Annotated in this window: 20 protein-coding genes and 1 pseudogene; 2 read left to right on the top strand and 19 right to left on the bottom strand. The window is 43.8% G+C overall.

What is annotated here, in order from left to right:
- Positions 1–102 precede the first annotated feature (102 nt).
- The 12 genes and pseudogenes from FC26_RS07850 to FC26_RS07800 all read right to left on the bottom strand — a co-directional run bounded on the left by FC26_RS07850 (position 103) and on the right by FC26_RS07800 (position 9,641).
- Positions 103–1,527, bottom strand: a complete 1,425-nt coding sequence (locus tag FC26_RS07850) for an NAD-dependent succinate-semialdehyde dehydrogenase (protein ID WP_057779428.1) — start codon at positions 1,525–1,527, stop codon at positions 103–105.
- 192 nt (positions 1,528–1,719) lie between these two features.
- Entirely contained in the window at positions 1,720–2,160 is a 441-nt protein-coding gene (locus FC26_RS07845) for a universal stress protein (protein ID WP_057779426.1), read from the bottom strand.
- Positions 2,161–2,365: 205 nt separating this feature from the next.
- A complete protein-coding gene (locus FC26_RS07840; protein ID WP_057779424.1) occupies positions 2,366–2,623 on the bottom strand; it encodes a hypothetical protein in 258 nt (85 codons plus the stop codon).
- A gap of 398 nt (positions 2,624–3,021) precedes the next feature.
- The gene (gene arsC / locus FC26_RS07835) at positions 3,022–3,444 is read right to left on the bottom strand and encodes an arsenate reductase (thioredoxin) (RefSeq protein ID WP_057779422.1); all 423 of its coding nucleotides are present in this window, start codon (positions 3,442–3,444) and stop codon (positions 3,022–3,024) included.
- 64 nt (positions 3,445–3,508) lie between these two features.
- Positions 3,509–3,706 (bottom strand): helix-turn-helix domain-containing protein, encoded by a 198-nt coding sequence (locus FC26_RS07830; protein WP_268872658.1) that lies wholly within the window; start codon positions 3,704–3,706, stop codon positions 3,509–3,511.
- 27 nt (positions 3,707–3,733) lie between these two features.
- Positions 3,734–4,681 carry a hypothetical protein gene (locus FC26_RS07825; protein WP_057779418.1) on the bottom strand — a complete coding sequence of 316 codons (948 nt, stop codon included), beginning with the start codon at positions 4,679–4,681 and terminating at the stop codon, positions 3,734–3,736.
- 343 nt (positions 4,682–5,024) lie between these two features.
- Complete coding sequence (locus tag FC26_RS07820; protein WP_057779416.1) at positions 5,025–5,696, bottom strand: ABC transporter ATP-binding protein; 672 nt, start codon at positions 5,694–5,696, stop codon at positions 5,025–5,027.
- A gap of 3 nt (positions 5,697–5,699) precedes the next feature.
- Positions 5,700–6,755, bottom strand: a complete 1,056-nt coding sequence (locus FC26_RS07815; protein ID WP_057779414.1) for an ABC transporter permease — start codon at positions 6,753–6,755, stop codon at positions 5,700–5,702.
- Positions 6,756–6,774: 19 nt separating this feature from the next.
- The gene (locus FC26_RS07810; protein ID WP_057779412.1) at positions 6,775–7,278 is read right to left on the bottom strand and encodes a TetR/AcrR family transcriptional regulator; all 504 of its coding nucleotides are present in this window, start codon (positions 7,276–7,278) and stop codon (positions 6,775–6,777) included.
- Between the two features lie 292 nt (positions 7,279–7,570).
- Positions 7,571–7,669: pseudogene (gene gpmA / locus FC26_RS12515) on the bottom strand (2,3-diphosphoglycerate-dependent phosphoglycerate mutase); the annotation flags it as partial.
- A gap of 155 nt (positions 7,670–7,824) precedes the next feature.
- Positions 7,825–8,511 carry a 2,3-diphosphoglycerate-dependent phosphoglycerate mutase gene (locus FC26_RS07805; RefSeq protein ID WP_057779410.1) on the bottom strand — a complete coding sequence of 229 codons (687 nt, stop codon included), beginning with the start codon at positions 8,509–8,511 and terminating at the stop codon, positions 7,825–7,827.
- 86 nt (positions 8,512–8,597) lie between these two features.
- Complete coding sequence (locus FC26_RS07800) at positions 8,598–9,641, bottom strand: AI-2E family transporter (RefSeq protein ID WP_057779409.1); 1,044 nt, start codon at positions 9,639–9,641, stop codon at positions 8,598–8,600.
- A 603-nt stretch (positions 9,642–10,244) separates the two neighbouring features.
- Between FC26_RS07800 and FC26_RS07795 the strand changes: the two genes are divergently transcribed.
- A complete protein-coding gene (locus FC26_RS07795) occupies positions 10,245–11,429 on the top strand; it encodes an SAM-dependent methyltransferase (protein WP_057779407.1) in 1,185 nt (394 codons plus the stop codon).
- A 98-nt stretch (positions 11,430–11,527) separates the two neighbouring features.
- On the opposite strand, the gene FC26_RS07790 is transcribed toward FC26_RS07795, so the two are convergent.
- The gene (locus FC26_RS07790) at positions 11,528–11,767 is read right to left on the bottom strand and encodes a helix-turn-helix domain-containing protein (protein ID WP_057779405.1); all 240 of its coding nucleotides are present in this window, start codon (positions 11,765–11,767) and stop codon (positions 11,528–11,530) included.
- A gap of 160 nt (positions 11,768–11,927) precedes the next feature.
- Here FC26_RS07790 and FC26_RS07785 point away from each other — a divergent pair, with 160 nt between their 5' ends.
- A complete protein-coding gene (locus FC26_RS07785) occupies positions 11,928–12,158 on the top strand; it encodes a helix-turn-helix domain-containing protein (RefSeq protein WP_057779402.1) in 231 nt (76 codons plus the stop codon).
- Positions 12,159–12,439: 281 nt separating this feature from the next.
- On the opposite strand, the gene FC26_RS07780 is transcribed toward FC26_RS07785, so the two are convergent.
- From FC26_RS07780 to FC26_RS07755, 6 genes are all read right to left on the bottom strand, one after another.
- Complete coding sequence (locus FC26_RS07780) at positions 12,440–12,766, bottom strand: AzlD domain-containing protein (protein WP_420835223.1); 327 nt, start codon at positions 12,764–12,766, stop codon at positions 12,440–12,442.
- A 65-nt stretch (positions 12,767–12,831) separates the two neighbouring features.
- Positions 12,832–13,587 (bottom strand): AzlC family ABC transporter permease, encoded by a 756-nt coding sequence (locus FC26_RS07775; protein WP_057779430.1) that lies wholly within the window; start codon positions 13,585–13,587, stop codon positions 12,832–12,834.
- Positions 13,588–13,848: 261 nt separating this feature from the next.
- Positions 13,849–15,210 (bottom strand): D-alanyl-D-alanine carboxypeptidase family protein, encoded by a 1,362-nt coding sequence (locus tag FC26_RS07770; protein ID WP_235809488.1) that lies wholly within the window; start codon positions 15,208–15,210, stop codon positions 13,849–13,851.
- 43 nt (positions 15,211–15,253) lie between these two features.
- The gene (locus FC26_RS07765; protein ID WP_057779399.1) at positions 15,254–16,417 is read right to left on the bottom strand and encodes a sensor histidine kinase; all 1,164 of its coding nucleotides are present in this window, start codon (positions 16,415–16,417) and stop codon (positions 15,254–15,256) included.
- Positions 16,418–16,869: 452 nt separating this feature from the next.
- Positions 16,870–17,556 carry a response regulator transcription factor CroR gene (croR, locus tag FC26_RS07760; protein ID WP_057779397.1) on the bottom strand — a complete coding sequence of 229 codons (687 nt, stop codon included), beginning with the start codon at positions 17,554–17,556 and terminating at the stop codon, positions 16,870–16,872.
- Positions 17,557–17,666: 110 nt separating this feature from the next.
- Entirely contained in the window at positions 17,667–18,536 is an 870-nt protein-coding gene (locus tag FC26_RS07755; RefSeq protein WP_057779395.1) for a hypothetical protein, read from the bottom strand.
- Positions 18,537–18,729: the final 193 nt, after the last annotated feature.

The raw sequence follows: 18,729 nt of genomic DNA, 5'->3' as shown, positions 1-18,729 counted from the left end.
CCTAGGAAGGCAAGCTTTAATTATTTGCTTGTCTACCCAAGAAGGAGTATAGCCGTAGTGTGTTTCTTTCGGTTGAGGCTTGTATTAGTATGATTCAATTAATTATGATTCGGGGTCGCTAGCGACCAGACCCCCCGCCAAATTATCCATATTCGGGCGATCAGCCGTTACAATCAGCTGTTCATTAACAAACGCATTTAATCCCAGTTCATGCATTTCCCGACAGTAGCCGGAATTCTTCACGCCACCAAATGGTAATTCTGGCAGCGACACCATGAAATTATTAACAAAGACCATTCCAGTTTCAATTTGCGCGGCCACACGCTCACCCCGTTTGGGATCCCCGCTAAACACGATGCCTCCTAGTCCGAGATCAGAATCATTCGCAAGATCAATCGCCGCTTGTTCTGATTCAACTCGGTAGACCTGTGCAACGGGACCAAACATCTCTTCGTGGTACGCTGGATTATCCGGTTGGATATCCGTTAAGATTGTCGGTTGGAAAAACTGACCCGGTAAATCAATCGGCTCGTTCCCATAATAAACGGTCGCACCGTGTTCAATCGCCGCATTAACCTGTTGTTGTAACTTTTCTTTGGCTTTTTTCGAGTTCAATGGTGCCAACGTGGTTTGTGGATCCATTGGATCACCAGGTTTAACTGCGGCAAATTTATCACGTAGTCGCTCTAAAAAGGCATCGTACAGGTTGTCCGCCACAATAAAACGTTTGGAAGACGTACAAACTTGACCAGCATTATACAGGCGTGTCCGCCAAGCAATATCTGCCACGTCTTCTAGGTCCGTATCATCTAATACGATGAACGCATCCGTGCCGCCCAATTCCATCGTATTCTTTTTCAAATTGACACCGGCTTCTCGCGCCACGTTTCGACCCCCACGTTCAGAGCCGGTCAGGGCCACTCCTTGGATTCGGGGATCCGCAATCACGTCGGACACTTGATCATAGCTCAAAAACAAATTCGTCAAACTAGCATTTGGCGCCGAAGATTGTTTCACGATTTGCTCGAAGGCTAACGCAGACCCCGGCGTAATGGCCGCATGCTTGAGTAGCATGGGGTTGCCAACCATAAAGTTCGGCGCAAAAACACGCATAATTTGGTAATACGGAAAGTTCCATGGCTCAACCATCATCAAAACGCCCGTCGCATGCTTTTTAATTTGCGCATGTCCGGTGGCCGTTGTTTCAAGTGTCTGGGGTTGTAGCAACTCTGCACTGTGATCCGCAAAATAATCCGCGATCATCGCACACAGTTCAACTTCTCCCTGCGCTTCACGCAACAGTTTCCCCATATCTTGCGTCATCGTCTTAGCGAGTTCATCTCGGTTTTGACGCATCAGCGTCGCAATTTCATGCAGTTGTGCCTGGCGCGTCGCTAAATCCTCACGTTTCCACTGATGATATAAGTCATTGGCGGCCGCCAGTGCTACCTCAATTTCTTCTGCCGTTGCGTTAGGATATTCTTTTACAACTTGGTTCGTATACGGATTGATAGTTTGATAAGCCATTGATCTTTTCCTCCTGTTTTGTGACACCCTCTCAGAAACAGATACATGGAACTTGCTACTTCATCATTCTATTGTTTTTTTTCTCCATTCGTCAATTAATACCCTTTTTGACGGATGGCTGACTGCACCTTGACGATCGCAACATAAAATCAGCGACCAACTCATCTAATTGGCCGCTGATTGGCAGTACTATTATCGAACAATAATTACATCACATTTAGCATTATTCATAATGTAACTGGCCGTTGATCCAATGAACACTCGTTCCACCCTTGTCAGCCCGGTTGCACCGATGACAATCGCGTCAGCATTTTCTTTTTCGGGGATGTCATTGGCCATCTGTGTTTTATGGTCACCCATTAGGACCCGATCTTCAAATTGAACACCGGCTTGCTGCGCAATGGTCGTATACTTCGCCATTACACCTTTAGCCTGTTTAATGAGATCGTCATTTAATTGTGGTGGCATAACATAGTTGCCCGCGGTTGCCATTGAAATAGCTGGATTATCGACGACCGTTACTAGTAGCAGGGATGCGTCAAGCGCCTGCGCTAGGTCAATTGCGCGATACAATGCGTTCTTAGACTGTTCCGAACCATCAATTCCAACTAAAATCTTCTCATATCTTTTCATGTGGTAGCCCTCCTCGATTGGGTGCGTGTGCGGTGTAAGATGATCTCGGTTTCCAATAGGACAACCGTACCGTAAACCAATTGCCAGCCGTGGCGTACTTTCCTAGAAGCCGTTAGAAAACGTTTTACTATATATTAATTATTATACACTTGATAATAAATTTCAAATAAAACGAATGAATTACTTGTCACATTACCATTCTTTTTTAGTGACGAAACGCTTTAATCCAGCTCCCCAACATCAGTAATCCAATGGGAAATGTTAATACGTTTCGACACATCGCGTAAAAAGGAGCTGTTATGCTTAAATGCCACCCAATCGTAATCACAATGGAGACTTCGATCGCATTGGTGATATCACAGAACCACTGCCGTGTGTCCGGCACCTCAAACCGGTAATATTTAACTAAACCGTACCGTAACCCTAAGACCAGTACAGCCGCAAAACTATAACCTCCGATCATTATCTCACCCGCTTCTTCAATTTTCGGGTTTGATTACCTGCTGTCTCTCAACTGCTAAACAACTGTCACAGTTTAGAATGACACAGTATCAACCATCCCCGATACCTTGAGCATATCCGTTTAGCTAGAACAGATATGTCTATCAGGAAAATTGAAGTGTTTAATTGCTTGGGTCTTTGCAACAATAGCTGAGTTAGTGGTGATGTTTCTGATAAATCGCGATTTAGTCGCAAAACAAACTATTGATTACATCATCTTGTACTAACTTAGCATCGTCAGCACTGATAAGGTGGTAAAAAAATACCACGAGCCGCTGGTTTTGATCATCACTCAATTAACTTAATTTTGCCTAGTTATTGCCCCAATGTTTCTTAACGTGTGCAACATGACCCGTGTGTTCAAGCACCATATTCACATTTTTGATTTAAGGTTAAAATGCGCTGCTCAATTTCATCGCGGACCTGCCGAAAAACGGCCATGACTTCTTCATCTGATCCCGTGGCCGTGGCGGGATCTGGTAATGGCCAATGAATCTTTTTAACTCGGGTGGGCACCACTGGGCACCGATCTCTAGCATCCCCGCAAAGCGTGACGACAATATCGCAGTTTTGTAAATATTCTGGATCAACTAATTTTGACTGATTTTGAGAAATATCAATCTGCTTTTCTGCCATCACCGCTACCGCCTTCGGATTCAACCCATGAGTCTCGACGCCGGCACTGGCAATTTGCCATTCCGAACCTAAAATGGTCTTCGCAAACCCCTCGGCCATTTGACTGCGGCACGAGTTTCCCGTGCATAAAAAATAAATTTGTGGCATAAACGACACCTCCATCAATGAATATTCATCTTCACTAGTAATTTTCTCTTTTAACACTCATCGGTCATGATTTTTGTTTAATGAATTTTCCCAGTTGCCAATCTTTAGCTAATTGTGGATTTTTTCTAACTTTGCTTGGTAACATCCCCACAAAACGACTAAAAACTCGTGTGAAATGCGCCTGATCTGTAAATCCCAGTAAATTTACAATTTCAAGCAGGGAGACATCAGTTGTCATGACCAACGGTAGCGCCTTATTAATCCTGATGAGTAACTTATAATTGCTAATTTAAAGTCCCATTTCAACTTTGAACCGATTTGAAAGGTACTTGCAGTTAAGGTTAAGCTGGTCACCAATGGTACGAACTGAAATATTATTATTCGGTGCTTTCAAAATTAATTTTATTGCTTGGCGAACTGGGATTGAGACCGCGGTCAAATTCATCCGAGACACACGCCGGGTTAAATCCCTTAATTCAATTTCAATCACTTTGACAATTTCATCAGGAGTCTTCAGCCGCTCAAGTTCTCTAACGTACCGATCATTTAAATCAAATGCATGCTCGTAATCTACGCCACTCCGAATCGCCGTCCGAATCAGTACAGACACCAGAATAATGCCAAAGTTTTTCACGTTTCGTAGCTTACCTTCATCGGACAGATGACCCGTCTGCCCCGAATTGATAAGCTTCATTAAAGTCTCATGAATGACCGTGTCATTTCCTGTCTCAATGGCATTTGAGAGCGCCTCTTCGTAGTAATAATGCGTATGGGTTTGTTCGTTATTGGTACTGATTCCGAATGAATCGGACACTGGCAGTTGAAGAATGACTGGGTTATCCAATGCCAAACCAATCATTTGAGTGGTTACATGACACTGCAGTAACCGTGTTAAAATATTCATCTGCTTGACCAGCCGCTCCCGTTCGATTCGATGAATATTTGCAAAGTGATAGACATCTTTGAAACCCCGTGACTCAAAATAGGGCCCATAAATTAATACCACTGGACCCACAAAATAGTTTCCATCATCAGTTGCCAGACACAAAGTATACATATCATTACCGTATTTAAACGCCTGAATCATTTGTTTTGTTGAACACCGTGCGTTTAAGGACAAATACCCATCGTCACTTATCATACTATGCTTGCAAATTAGCCTAGTAGTTTGATTCGTTTGCATTAGGTGTGCAAATGGTAGCTCAATTGAGTCGAGATAATCGTACTGAAGTTCCATTGATTTCACCGCATTCTAATTAAAATGAATTCTTACAAGAAAGATAACTTTTATACAAAACATAGTCAATTATTTTCGCTATAATTAAACTTGTAAATGACAACGTACCTTATGCATGAGGTCAACTCGTTTACACCAACTTACACAATGTCAGTGGTAGCTGCTTGATACACGGCTATTCTAAAATACTCACTTTGCAAGGTCTTATTTTGGCACTGACATAAAAAGCAGTAACTTCGAAGATAACTTCGAAACGTTACTGCTTTTTTAGCTAAAAATTCAATTTTAAACCGACACCTATCAGTTATGTTGCTTCAGTTCCCATCCTAATCAACATTTTCTTCTACTTTTTAGTTAAATAGCCATCCTGCATTTCGTACAGATGATCTGCTGCTTCTATCAATCGTGCATCGTGCGTCACGACAACCACCGCTTTATGATGTTTAACCGCTAGACTTTTAAGTAGTTCACCCACGACTTTAACTCGGGAACCATCAAGTGCCGCGGTCGGCTCATCCGCAAGAATAATGGCAGGATTGGGATAAAGTGCCCGTGCAATCGCCACCCGTTGCTGTTGTCCGCCGGATAATTCTCCCGGATACTTATTAATTAACTGCTCAATTCCCAGCGTTTCGAGCACATCATCCAGTTCTGCCTTCGATAAGTTGCCATTGGGCTTGACCTTATCCACTAATTTAAACTGATCTGCAACCGTTAAGTAGGGTAGTAAATGGTACGTCTGTAACACAAATCCGATTGAATCCAAGCGTAACGCATCACGTTGCTTCTTAGTTCGGTCAGTATATGTTTCACCATTCACCGTCACTTCGCCACTTGTTGGTGTTAATAAGCCTCCGGCAATTGTCAGAAACGTGCTTTTGCCCGATCCCGACGGCCCCATAATTAAACTGAGTGTCCCCGGCTCCGCCTCAAAGTTAACGTCATGTAAGACATGTACTTTGGCAGTCCCAGTGCCAAAGATTTGATTGACGTTTTTTACAGAAAATGAACTCATCGATTACCCTCCAATCACACTCACAGGATCCACATTTAAAACACTCTTAATTGGAATTAAGCCCCCAATCAACGCCATTACCAATAAACCAGCACCGACCGCACTTAATACCGGAATATCAAACGCCATTGGAATGGCCGGTGGAATGACCAACGCCGTAATAATCGTCAAAATTGTGCCGAAAACCAGACCACTCACAACTAATAAAACCGACTGACTCACAGTCGCGCCGACAAGGACCCTGCTTGGAATTCCTTGTACTCGAAGAACGGCATAGTTAGGCAGTTTTTGCATGGTCAAAATATACAGAAAGACGGCAATAATAATTAAAGAAATCACCATTAAAAAGGCAATCATCATCACAAACGTCGTTGTCTGCGCTTGGTAACCAGGCAGCTTTTCGATCACTTTGGCCGTACTGTAGGTTTTAGTCCCCTGCTTGGTCGTTTTATAATGCATATTTTGAGAAACAATCGCACTCGCGACCGGTCCATTTGTTAATCCGCGTAATGTTTGCCAAGTTGTCAACTGTCCATACACAACCGGTGCAATATTCATCTTGGCGTTCTTAGTGAATCCGACAATTGTGTACCGCGTCTGACTGTCATTCAACTTAATTCGGCTTCCGAGCTTGTATCCTTCTAGCTTAAGCGAATCGTCTACAACAATTTGATGCGCCTGCTTAACTTGATGGCCGCTTTCAAGGACGAGATTTTTTGCAACAAATTGCGTATCGTCCAGCCCAATAAAGACAGCAGATAATTGCTTATGACCAGCCGCCTTCGCAACAACGGACGTTTCCCCAATTAAAGCTTCTTTTTTGGTTAGTTTCCCAACCTGTTCTGCGGTTAGGAAAGATTGTCGCATATCGGTATTTGCACTAGAGTTGAGCGTGACCTGGTCGACATGCCACGAATTAATGGCGTCTGTATTCTGACGCGCAAGGCCTAATGCCAAACTCGTTAAAATAAAAATCAAGTAACTGATCAAAACGATCATGGCGATAATCAATCCTGAACGCAATTTTTCCTTTTTAATTTCTTTTAAGGCTAAAAACATCTGTTTATCCTTTCATTAACTATCCCAAAGCACCTTTGAGTTGGGCTAACCTGGCATCTATCGTGTCAGGATCCAGAATGACATCGCGGACTGTTTGATGATATAAAACCGTCATCGCCCATTTCTTCGGGCCATCATCGCCCCCTACTAACTGAGTGGCTTGTGATCCAACAATTCCTTCATTATGGCGATAATGCATTTCGACAATCCTTCGAAATCCTTGTTGATCGACGCGACTGACAAAGTGACGAATTGCCGCAACATATGCATCTTGGTTACTACGATTCGGTGTTTCTGGCATTGATTCATGAATCTGCTGCATGACATATCCAAAAACATATTCGTAAGCATCTTGTAAATCAGAAAAATACTTATAAAATGCTCCTCGGGCAATCCCAGCATCCGTCACAATTCGGGCCACTTGTGCTTCCGCCAGTGAATGACGACTAAACTCAGTTAGTAGCGCATCACGGACGCGAGCTTGTTTCTCTGTCGTAATATGATTGAAAGTTGCTAAAACCATTTTAATCTCTCCTTTAGTGACATCGTGTCACTATTTCAATAATGCTTATTATACAGTAAAGTGACACCGCGTCAACATAAGAATAAAGAAAACACTCACCGAAGTGAGCGTTAGCTAAGATAGAATTTCTTTGCATTCTTTGAAAATGCACTAAATTTTTCATCAAAAAGGACGGTTCTTTTTGTGCCTGAACAAGTTTTGCAACAGCTTCAATGGCCTTCGCACTTTATCGTCATTCTAATGTTCCACCAAATAATTGTTTAATAACTCATAGATTCAGATACTCTAAATCTTAGTATTTTTCTTTTGAAAGGACATTAAGTTTTTCATCGAAGTCGTAAACAACTGGCTGACCAGTAGCCATTTCAAGACCCATGATATCTTCATCAGATTATTTTAACTTATTGCAACTTATTTTTACATAGCCATATGTTTCAAAAGCAATACCTCTGTACCCCACCACTACAGCTTATTTTGTTGATTTTATATCAAAAACGGGCATCCGCAACTGCGGATACCCGTTTTTAGATTCAGATATTCTGAATCTTAGTATTTTTCTTTTGAAAGAACATTAAGTTTTTCATCAAAGTCGTAGACAACTGGTTGACCAGTAGCCATTTCAAGACCCATGATGTCTTCATCAGAGATCTGTTCGATGTACTTGCTCAAGGCACGTAATGAGTTACCGTGGGCAGCGATGATGATGTTCTTGCCGTCTAACAATTTAGGCGCAATTTCATCTTCCCATAAAGGCATTACACGTTCGAGAGTCACTTTAAGGTTTTCACCACCAGGAATTTGGCGTGGGTCTAAGTCAGCGTAACGACGATCGTTAGCAGCTGAACCTTCGTCACTGGCATCCAGCAATGGAGGCAATACGTCGTATGAACGACGCCAGATATGAACTTGTTCGTCGCCCCACTTCTTAGCAGCTTCGGCCTTGTTTTGGCCTTGCAAAGCGCCGTAGTGACGTTCGTTCAAGCGCCATGATTTGGTTTCTGGAATCCACATTTGGTCTGATTCTTCCAAAGCATAGTGCAAAGTCTTGATGGCACGCTTCAAAACTGAAGTGTAGGCGTAATCAAATTCCAAGCCAGCTTCCTTGATTGCCTTACCGGCATTCTTAGCTTGCTTAACTCCTTCTTCGCTCAAATCAACGTCAACCCAACCAGTAAATTGGTTAGATAAGTTCCATTCACTTTGTCCGTGACGGATCAATACAAGTTTTGCCATGTGATTAGTGACCTCTTTCTTTCTATTAATATAATCTCTTTACATTTTACTCTGAAACACTCAAAATCGAAAGTCTTTTTATCAAATTACATCGTTGGCTTTTTCGATCGGTGGTGCCCCTTATGTTTACGAATCGACTTCACCCCTAAAATATCTAATAAGAACGTGAAGATCGGTACCCCGACAATCAGGCCCCACGTACCAAACAGATGGTCCGCCAGCAACAGCACAACAAACGTATAGAAAACTGGTAGTTCGGTGCGGCTCGACATGAATTGCGGGTTAAGCACATAGGTTTCGATCGCATGGACCACGACGATCATGATGAGAATGTACACGACATAGCGAATACCGCCAACCGAATACGCAATCATCGATAACGGGACGCATGATACAATCACACCGGCCACTGGCACTAAACTCAGGAGAAAAATCATGATCGAGAGCGCTAAAATCTGGGGCATTTTCATAAATGCTAAGATCACCGTCGTAATGGCCGTGTTGCAGATGGCAATGAAAAATTGTGCTTCCAACACAACCCCAAAGGTATTCACGAACTTGTGACCAAAGTAGGAGATATCCTGGAAGAACCAACCGAATTCACTATCCAAGAACCGATTCGAAAACTCATTCATTTGGTCCAACTCAATCGTGTAGAAGAAACTCAGGACCATTGACATGAAGAAGGTAATGGCCATCGACCAAATACTGGTGATATATTCCAACACCATCCCCATGCCATTTTTAACCTGTTCCACGATGCTCGACTTACTAATGTAGTTCGTCACGTACTTCATCAATTCGTTCGTATCTTGCGACTGATAAAAATGCATGACCGAATCCGTCATCTTCACAATTTGCTCAATGAGTTTCGGCAAGTAATTCGTAATTCCGAAATACAGTGCACACAACACTAGCGCATAAGTCACCAACACGATTAAGATGCTTGGTATCTTCACATACCGTCGAATTAACCGCACCATATGGGTAACCAAAAAAGTAAAAATAAACGTTAGCAAAACGGTGCTCATCATTGAGCGTGCTAACCATAAGACAAACACGACGAGAATGAGTACTGTAAACCGTCGTAATTTGACATTTGTAATAAAGCGATGCCATGCAGCTGTCATCCAATCCCCCCATTAATTATTCTGCTAGTTTGATTATAGCATGGTAGTGTCACAATATTAGACAGTTCTTACCAACTAAATGTAAATTTAGGCTTCTCAATTTGGGTTAACTTTCGTATAATGATCTTGTGAGACGAATGTAATCGCTTACTTTTCGATGGAACAACGGCCGGTAAGCACACATCAGTTAGCCACTGATTTGTAGTTCTAGCCTTAGCGGACTTATTGGGCAGTTGCTCCAGAGCAATGAACGTTCTGGTCGTGGCAACACGACATTCGAGCAAAGCAAAGAATCTTCTGATGTTAGGCGCGAACACGTGGACTATGCTCACGTACATAGGATCGACATCTAATTGAATCGTTATCTGTCAAAATGACGGGTAGCGGTTTTTTTGCTACTCATCTAGCACGTTTCTTAAAATCAGCCCATAAACGGCACCCGTTTTACTTAATAATCGAAACCCACTCATCCGCTTACATGGTGCTTATTTCCCGATCTTTCGTTCGATTATTAAGAATTGAGTCGTATTGTTTAGCACTAAAAGTCAGTTAGGAGTATAATGACCAACGTTAATTTATATGAAAGGATAAGGGATTTTTCACATGCTCGAAAAAACTTTTTTCAAAACATTTCTAAGCAAAAGCTTCACAATCCCCGTTAAAGTTAACTACTGGGATGGTTCTACCGATACCTATGGCGATGGTGAACCTCAAGTGACGATTACTTTCCACGAGGCGATTCCGATCAAGGAAATTACCCGTAACGCTTCAATCGCTTTAGGCGAAGCTTACATGGATGGAAAAATTGATATCGATGGCAGTATCCAAGCCCTCATCGAATCTGCCTACGAAAGTGCAGACAGTTTCTTCCGCGATTCCAAATTCATTAAATTCTTACCTAAGCAAAACCACTCCGAAAAGAGTAGTAAATCCGATGTTCAAGACCACTATGACATCGGCAATGATTTTTACAATCTGTGGCTCGACGATACATTGACCTACTCATGTGCCTACTTCGAACACGGCAACCGTGACGATTTGAAACAGGCCCAACTCGATAAAGTCGATCACATCCTCAAGAAGTTGAATCCGCAACCCGGAAAACGACTGCTTGATATCGGCTGTGGCTGGGGCACGCTAATGCTAACCGCCGCTGAGAAATACGGTCTTAAAGTGACCGGTGTCACTCTGAGTGAGGAACAATTCCACCTCGTTCAACAACGGATCGAAGAAAAGGGCCTACAAGATGTTGCGGAAGTCCGGCTTGAAGACTACCGTGAACTCGGCAACAAGCAATGGGACTACATCACCTCTGTCGGCATGTTCGAACACGTGGGTGAAGAAAATCTCGGCGTATACTTTAAGGACGTTAACCGTTACCTAACTGATGATGGGGTCGCCTTGATCCACGGAATCACCCGACAACAGGGTGGGGCCTATAATGGTTGGATCAACAAGTACATCTTCCCCGGTGGTTACGTTCCCGGCTTAACCGAAATTATCGGCCACGTCGTTGAAAATAACATGCAGATCTTTGACATGGAACCTCTTCGCCGCCACTACCAACGGACATTGGAACTTTGGAATCAAAACTTCAATGCTGTTCGTGACCAAGTCGATGATATGATGGGCGAACGTTTTTCACGCATGTGGGATCTTTATCTACAAGCTTGCGCGGCATCCTTCCAGTCTGGCAATATTGATGTCATCCAGTTCTTGATGACTAAGGGGCCTTCCGGTCGGGTTCTACCAATTACTCGCGATTATATGTACGAAGAAACCAAATAACTATTCGAACAGGCATTGCCACAACAGCGATGCTTGTTTTATTTTATTTCTAAAGATGCAAATCGGGACACCTTCTTATAAGCAAGGTGCCCCGATTTTTATTTTTTTAATTTACTAATATCGTATTTTCTAACCTCATCCAAATTAATTGCCAAAAAATCACTGAGAATCATCAACGCCGGTAACCCGACTTGCTTTGTACCCACCTCATATCGACTAATGGACGACTTAGACGGAGCTTGATAATAGCGCTTATCCAGTTCTGCTGCAAGTTCCCCCACCGTCAATCCCAGAGCGTGACGTCGTTGCCTAATTGTCGCACCCAACTTACTTTCCATCTACCGTCACCTCCATGACATTCTCTATTATGCATGAATACGTTGCCATTTTACAATGGTCATGGCGTTTTTCTAACGTATGTATTGAAAATATTTGATCGATGAGCTATATTAAACATACGTAGTCCCAGAAGTGGGATGTTAAAGGGGAGGAATTCGCATGGAGCATTCAAACGAAAATATGGCGCCATCCCAAGTACGCGGATGGATCGCGGCACACCATATCCGTCGAGCACAGATTTCTGATCTGTTAGGCATCGATGTTGCAACGGTGAGTGCCAAAATTAACGGTCATTCAGATTGGCGACAATCTGAAATTCAAGCGCTCCATGATAACCTGTATATGCCGATTGATATCTTTTTCAGTCACGATGATCAGTCATCATTCTAATCGGTAGTGCTTTACGGCATTGAAAAAGTCCAACTAAGAGTTGGGCATTTTTCTGTTGCCATTATAACACCGATAAATGGTGGTTGACTACGTTTTAATCTTGCAACCCCTATTGAATTAATGTAATATTGGTTTGTACCGATTTGTATGACTTTCCATAAGCAACCAGGTACGTGAAGGCTCCCCTAGTCCCCGCTAGTGGCCCTTCTTTTTTATTTTGATCATACACAAAAAGGCCAGTCCATCAACGGACTAGCCTTTATTTTTTTATTTGAATGTCGCTACAGGAAGATCGTGACCACAAAAACCGCTGCTAAACCAGCAATCACGGACAGCGCCATCGAGCGCGTCATATAAGTCACGACAATCACGACCAGACCGGCAATGATGTAGTTGACGTGCCCGAGGCCGCTAAATCCATAACTACTTGAAACGAAAATTCCCTTTGCAACCAGCGCCGTAAACAAACTAACCGGCACATACTTCATCCACTCATTAAACCAATCCGGAATCTCACGGGTTGAGAAAAATAACATTGGGATATACCGTGGAATAAATGCTGCGATTGCTGCCAGCAGAATCAACAACAAATGATCCATCGAATCCATCTTATTCACTACCGTGCCCGCAAGCACAGGAAGATTAGTCCACACAGTTTCCATTTGAGCCTCCGCTATGAGTCATTATCTTTATCCTCAACCGTTTTCCGTGTTAACGCTGGCCCCTTAATTTTTCCAAACAGCCAGTGTTGCGAAATATGCTTGTAGTGCTTGCGGACGTGTGCTTCGAGCATAAATCCAACAAACGATGCCAGCAAGGTTGAGATGATGAGTCCAATCGTACTCTTCGTTAAAACTAGGAAGAATACCGATAAGACCAGTGACAAGGCACTAATCAAAAACGTTAACCGATTCCGAATCTGCATGACGATCATGTATAAGAACAAGGCCGTTAGCGCAAAATCCACGATTTCCAAATCAATCGTTAACGCACTACCAATCAGACTCCCAACTAAGTTAGCCAATGACCATGATAGTAATGAATAGTGCTCCACCATCAGAGCTTGACGTGGTTGCCAGTTTTTATCCGTGGCAAATTTTAAATAGTTGATGGCATAGTTTTCATCATTTAGTGAAACTGAAAACAGCCAGATAAATCGTTGTGACTCACCCTTGAGGTAGCGTGACATACTCGATCCCAGTAACGCATACCGTAACTCAAGGAAAAACAACGTAACCACGATCGAAAGGATCGGGGCGTTGATGGTTAACATAGAAGCGATCAGAAATTGCGCGCCACCCGAGAAAACCACGATGGAGACGAGCAATGTCATGATGAAATTGAAGCCTGCCGCGTGTAATAGAATCCCACACGCCAGCCCAATCGGAATATAACTGAGACACAATGGCATTGACGTTTTCAACACCATCAGCCAGTTAGGCTCTTTTTGTTTCAAGAATGTTCCCCCAATGAAACTATCTGCGACTTACATTAATCGTACATCATCCCCGCAAAATCAGGGGCCGGTACGACTTACATGAAATGACATTTTTATGTTACAACGTTTCACACAACACGAAACCATTTTAGCATGTTTTTCAGTAATTGAATACCGTGATTTTATTTTACCATACCACAGTGGGTGGATGGAGCGGTTCCAAGTGATTTTATGACCGGGATGACTTCCTTGCTAGCCATTCACTAACCGGTTTAATGCCGTCATGGACCACTGAATACCGTGGCCCGACATCACAACACCCGCAGTAAAGAAACTAGCCACTTTACGTGCGGCGCGGACAAAGATGTTAGCTTTGGCGACGCTTGACTGGGCTGCTAGCGCAACGTCAATATGGTTGCCGGCTAACGACGCCACATTGTCACCCGTCAACTGTGCGGTTCCGACCGTTTGTCCCGCCTTCACTGGGGCCTGCAACGCATCGTTCGCGTCCTTCATTGACGACTTCAAGACAACTGCATGTTTCAAATCACTCAATTTCGCATTCTTAGGTAACCAAACGGTCGTATCATTAGCAGCTCGAAGGGCCACTGTTGTTGCCTTACCAGCGGGAACACTAATCGTATCGAGTCCGTCAATTTGGTCGCCCTTCTTAATCGTCACCTGATTGTAGTTGGTGTATACGAGTTCCAGCAGTTGAATCGTTTCTGAGAAACGCGTATCCGTTCCATTCGTCCCGTTAGCGTGCAAAACAACGGTAATGAATCGATTATTTTGGTAAGTTCCCGTTCCCACGAACGAATTTCCCGCTGCATCTGAAGAACCAGTCTTAAGACCGTCCATCGTGACCTTGGTGGGGGCGTTTGTATCACCAGGCAGCATCTCATTCAGATTATCAATTGTTTCAGACTTGGTGGCGTTGGTTTTAAAGGTTTCACTCTTGGTCTTGGTAATTTGCAAAATTTCTGGGTAGTGGTTAATGATGTACTGCGACATTTTGGCCAGGTCGTTGGCCGACATCTTGTTTTCGGCCTTCTTGCTGACATTCTTGAGCCGCAATGAACCGAGGTCGCCGTTACTCAAACCAGTCGCGTTATAAATTTCAGCGTCCTTAATACCCATCTTCTTGGCTTCGGTCTTCATCTTCTTGTTGAAGCTGGCCACGGTGTCACCATTGGTTGTCGACAGGGCAAATGCCGCTGCATCGGCCGACTTAATCAAGGTTGCATGAACCAATTGTTTAACCGTGTAGGTCTGATTTTGATCCAGTTCAACGTTCGAAAAATCGGAATCTTTCGACATCTTGGCTACGGCCTTACTGATCTTAACCTTTGAATTCCAGCTCAACTGATGCTGATTAATTTCGTTGATAATTACAGATACCGTTAACAGTTTCGTAATTGAGGCAATCGCTAATTTCTGTGATCCATTCTGCTGGTAGATCACCTGACCCGTTTTCGCATCCACAACCATTGCGGCGCTGGCATCGATGGTCGACGCTGCTTTGGCATTTTCGCTAAACCCAAATAGTCCCAGGTTCAAGGTCAATACGGCCAATAAAAAGCTAATCATTAGTTGCTTTAATTTTTTCATCATTTTGCTTCCCTCTGCATTTTTGATTGATTGTTCTCTTATGCCACTAAGCTGATGCTTGGGGACCGGACCGCCCCTTTGTCTTGCTTTGGTACTGTCGTGGGAGGGTCACAATGAAGCACGTTTCTTGCTCATCGGACGTCACTCGCACCGTCCCATGGTGCAATTCAACAATACTCTGCACGATTGCCAGTCCCAGTCCGGTGCCGCCAGTCGCCTTAGAGCGTGATTCTTCCACCCGATAAAAGCGTTCGAATAAGTGGGATAGCGATTTTTCTGGAATCTGGGCGCCATCGTTACTGATCGTCACCTCAACGTCATGGTTGACCTCACGCGCTTTGATATGAATGTAGGACGCCTCCGCGCCATACTTTAGCCCGTTAGCGACCAAGTTACTAAATACTCGTCCTAACTTCTCGGCATCAGCTTCAATCATCAGATTGGCCGGCTTCGTGTCCGCCGTAATCGCAATATGCTTATGACTGCCTTCCAGTTCAAAGCTGGCCGCCAACTGTTCGAGCATCTGATCAAGATTAACGTTCATAATATTGACCGGTGTGCCAGTTTGCCGCACCTTCGTGTATTCAAACAGGTCATCGACCAACGATTTCATCTGTTTGGCCTTCTCATACGCGGTATGCGTGTACTTGAGCAAGTCTTCTTCACTGTGATACTGCTTGTCTTCAATCAGCCCCAGATAGCCGATGATCGACGTCAACGGCGTGCGCAAATCATGACTGACATTAGTGATCAACTCGTCCTTACTTTGTTCAATCTGGCGCTCATCGTTCATCGACTGAATCGTGCTATCGACGAGGGCGTTCACACTGGTGACAATGTTTTGCTGATCCCCCTTCAAATTAAACGGGATCCGATGATCAAAGTGGCCCTGAGCAATGTAGTGGAGCTCGGCGATGATGTGGTGCAACTGATACTGATGATAGCGTCGAATCAGGCGCCAGTAGACCACCAAAATATCAATTAGTAACATAAAGGCGATCATCCACCGTTGATAACTCCAAATTTGAGTATGGTAGGGCCCGATAATGAGCGATTTCTTAATAATAAAAATGCCGTTTTCCAAGCCTGGATTACTGCGAATCGTATCTTCGACGATCACGACTAATGACAGGTTCAACAGGCCCAATAAAATGACCGTTATAAATCCTTCAAAAATTAATGAACTTTTTTCTCGTGCTGTTAATTTCACGTGTTATCTCCTCGTCGACCATAGTCGCCGTAAATACGTCACGACGGCCTTTTACGACATTATTGGCTCGCAGCTGGGTGGGCAACGCGATATCTCTGATGACCAGTTTTCTACTACCTAGTGATACCCCATCTAGAATAACATAGGTTACTCAGATCTGATGCTTAGAACTTCATTAAATTTCTCGTTTTTCCGCACCGCCCTCACCGTTTCTGTTGGCTTATTTCAACGAATATGGTACTATCACGATGAGATATAGGTCCAGTGGCCAGTATCAAAAAAACAATCAGCTTGAATAACATGTTCGATGGAGCGTCCTGGCGGAAAACAGGACGCTTTTTTTCGTAGTCGCATAAAAAGTCACCAAACGTAATGACCACGTTTGATGACTCCGTTGTTTTGTTGGCAAAACACCATTTTGATACGTCTAACCGAAAACTCGCCAGGCCAGCCTATTTATCGATCTTATAGCCGACACCCCAGACGGTTTCGATCACCTTTTCGCCGCCGGTTGCTTCTTCGATCTTATCCCGCAAGTGGCTAACATGCACCATTACGGTCTTGGCCGATACTATGCTTTCCTGTTGCCAAACCCGTTCAAAAATATCATCCGCTGAAAAGACCCGGTTCGGATGACTGGCCAAGAGGTATAAGATCCCGAATTCCAGCGCGGTCAATTGAATTTCATCCCCCTTGATCGTCTTCACCTCATGGGAATCCTTATTGATCGTTAACGGTCCAATTTCCAATACATCTGGCCGATCATTCGTCACATCGTTTTGGCTCCGCCGCAACAGGGATTTCACCCGTGCCATGACTTCCAGCGGGTTAAACGGCTTCGTCACGTAATCGTCCGCCCCCGTGATCAGCCCCTGAATCTTGTCCATGTCGGTTGTCTTAGCCGAGAGGATCAGGATTGGAATCTGCGAATCCTTCCGCACTTCCTTCACAACCTCAATCCCATCCATTTCGGGCATCATGACATCCAAAATAATGAGTGCGATATCCGGATTCGTATTAAGTTTGGTGATGGCTTCTTTACCATCATAGGCAGCGATTGGTTCGTAGCCTTCATTTTTAACGTAGATTTCTAATAATTGAACGATTTCTTTATCGTCGTCAACAACTAAGATTTTCATAGTGAGAACCTCTCCTTACGTGCGCAGTTCGCGCGTCATACTGTCTCAATTATAATCGCAAACCAAACAAAAAAGCCCGGAATGTGCACGGACTTAAGAAATCCTTAGTTTTATCGGGCAGTTTCATTTTCACCATATTCACCGGTTCCTGTTCCGGTCGACGAATTGAGCGTTGTATTAGTTGTATTATAAGAACTTGCGCCAGAGTCACTCGCACCACTAGTTGTATGGTAGTGTTGCGTTGACCCTGTATTACCAGTATACGTGCTCCGGCGTGACGCTGTGGTGCCGGTACCCGTGGTTGTCCGACTCGTGGTGCCCGTTGACGTCGATGATGAACTCCGTTGTACTGTGCTGGTACTGCTACTTGAAACGACGGCACTACTTGATGATGAACTAGCAACAACGGATGATGACGAGCTACTTGAAGCATCATTATCCTTGATGGTAATTTCCTTAGTTACCGTTTTGCCATCCCGTTTAGCAACCAAATCATAAGTCCCCGCGGTCTTGAACTTATACGAAAAATGTTCGGTTGATCGACCACTCTTGGCCTTGAAGGTTTTAAAGGTCTTGCCAGAATAATGGCCTTGAATTAATAGGCTCGACTGTGGTGAAACCTTGAATTTGACCTTCACGCTGTTGCCAGTCAATGTCGGCTCTTCTGGGCTATACGTAACCCCTAAAGCCGCTAATTTTTTCGGTGTGCTTGCCGAACTAGACGACACCACTGACGACGATGAAACCGCCTTGTCTTGTTTTTGATCCGCACTGCTACTGTGGTTTCCCTTGAGCACCAGATATCCCGCAGACCCCAAACTACCGACCAGAACCAACAATAGCGCCCAGTTAACAACTATCCGGATAAATCCCAGTGGTTCTGGGCGTCCTTGCGTCACGCTTCGACGATAGTGTCGAAAAATTAAAATTAAAAATAATAGTGCCAGTAACGCTAGTACCAGCAAATACCCCACAACCATAATGCACCTCAAATAATTATATTAATGTTTTTATTTTACATCAAAGTTCTAGTACCTGCAGTAGTTCTACTAAAATAATTGACCAAAATCTAAGAGTCAACCACTCCCGACTAAAATCGGAAGCTTGTGAGAACCGCACCTAACGGTGCAACGACCACAAATTGCTTAGATACAGCGATTGCCTGCAAGCAGG

The organism is Paucilactobacillus vaccinostercus DSM 20634 (assembly GCF_001436295.1).
Taxonomy (GTDB): domain Bacteria; phylum Bacillota; class Bacilli; order Lactobacillales; family Lactobacillaceae; genus Paucilactobacillus; species Paucilactobacillus vaccinostercus.
Note: the sequence above shows the minus strand (reverse complement) of the source record. Positions and strands in the feature narration are given on the sequence as shown.

What these genes read in the sequence shown, in the direction of transcription:
- FC26_RS07850 (WP_057779428.1), bottom strand. Translation starts at nt 1,527, where the DNA reads ATGGCTTATCAAACTATCAATCCGTATACGAACCAAGTTGTAAAAGAA.
- FC26_RS07845 (WP_057779426.1), bottom strand. Translation starts at nt 2,160, where the DNA reads ATGAAAAGATATGAGAAGATTTTAGTTGGAATTGATGGTTCGGAACAG.
- FC26_RS07840 (WP_057779424.1), bottom strand. Translation starts at nt 2,623, where the DNA reads ATGATCGGAGGTTATAGTTTTGCGGCTGTACTGGTCTTAGGGTTACGG.
- arsC (WP_057779422.1), bottom strand. Translation starts at nt 3,444, where the DNA reads ATGCCACAAATTTATTTTTTATGCACGGGAAACTCGTGCCGCAGTCAA.
- FC26_RS07825 (WP_057779418.1), bottom strand. Translation starts at nt 4,681, where the DNA reads ATGGAACTTCAGTACGATTATCTCGACTCAATTGAGCTACCATTTGCA.
- FC26_RS07820 (WP_057779416.1), bottom strand. Translation starts at nt 5,696, where the DNA reads ATGAGTTCATTTTCTGTAAAAAACGTCAATCAAATCTTTGGCACTGGG.
- FC26_RS07815 (WP_057779414.1), bottom strand. Translation starts at nt 6,755, where the DNA reads ATGTTTTTAGCCTTAAAAGAAATTAAAAAGGAAAAATTGCGTTCAGGA.
- FC26_RS07810 (WP_057779412.1), bottom strand. Translation starts at nt 7,278, where the DNA reads ATGGTTTTAGCAACTTTCAATCATATTACGACAGAGAAACAAGCTCGC.
- FC26_RS07805 (WP_057779410.1), bottom strand. Translation starts at nt 8,511, where the DNA reads ATGGCAAAACTTGTATTGATCCGTCACGGACAAAGTGAATGGAACTTA.
- FC26_RS07800 (WP_057779409.1), bottom strand. Translation starts at nt 9,641, where the DNA reads ATGACAGCTGCATGGCATCGCTTTATTACAAATGTCAAATTACGACGG.
- FC26_RS07795 (WP_057779407.1), top strand. Translation starts at nt 10,245, where the DNA reads ATGCTCGAAAAAACTTTTTTCAAAACATTTCTAAGCAAAAGCTTCACA.
- FC26_RS07790 (WP_057779405.1), bottom strand. Translation starts at nt 11,767, where the DNA reads ATGGAAAGTAAGTTGGGTGCGACAATTAGGCAACGACGTCACGCTCTG.
- FC26_RS07785 (WP_057779402.1), top strand. Translation starts at nt 11,928, where the DNA reads ATGGAGCATTCAAACGAAAATATGGCGCCATCCCAAGTACGCGGATGG.
- FC26_RS07780 (WP_420835223.1), bottom strand. Translation starts at nt 12,766, where the DNA reads ATGGATTCGATGGATCATTTGTTGTTGATTCTGCTGGCAGCAATCGCA.
- FC26_RS07775 (WP_057779430.1), bottom strand. Translation starts at nt 13,587, where the DNA reads ATGGTGTTGAAAACGTCAATGCCATTGTGTCTCAGTTATATTCCGATT.
- FC26_RS07770 (WP_235809488.1), bottom strand. Translation starts at nt 15,210, where the DNA reads ATGATGAAAAAATTAAAGCAACTAATGATTAGCTTTTTATTGGCCGTA.
- croR (WP_057779397.1), bottom strand. Translation starts at nt 17,556, where the DNA reads ATGAAAATCTTAGTTGTTGACGACGATAAAGAAATCGTTCAATTATTA.
- FC26_RS07755 (WP_057779395.1), bottom strand. Translation starts at nt 18,536, where the DNA reads ATGGTTGTGGGGTATTTGCTGGTACTAGCGTTACTGGCACTATTATTT.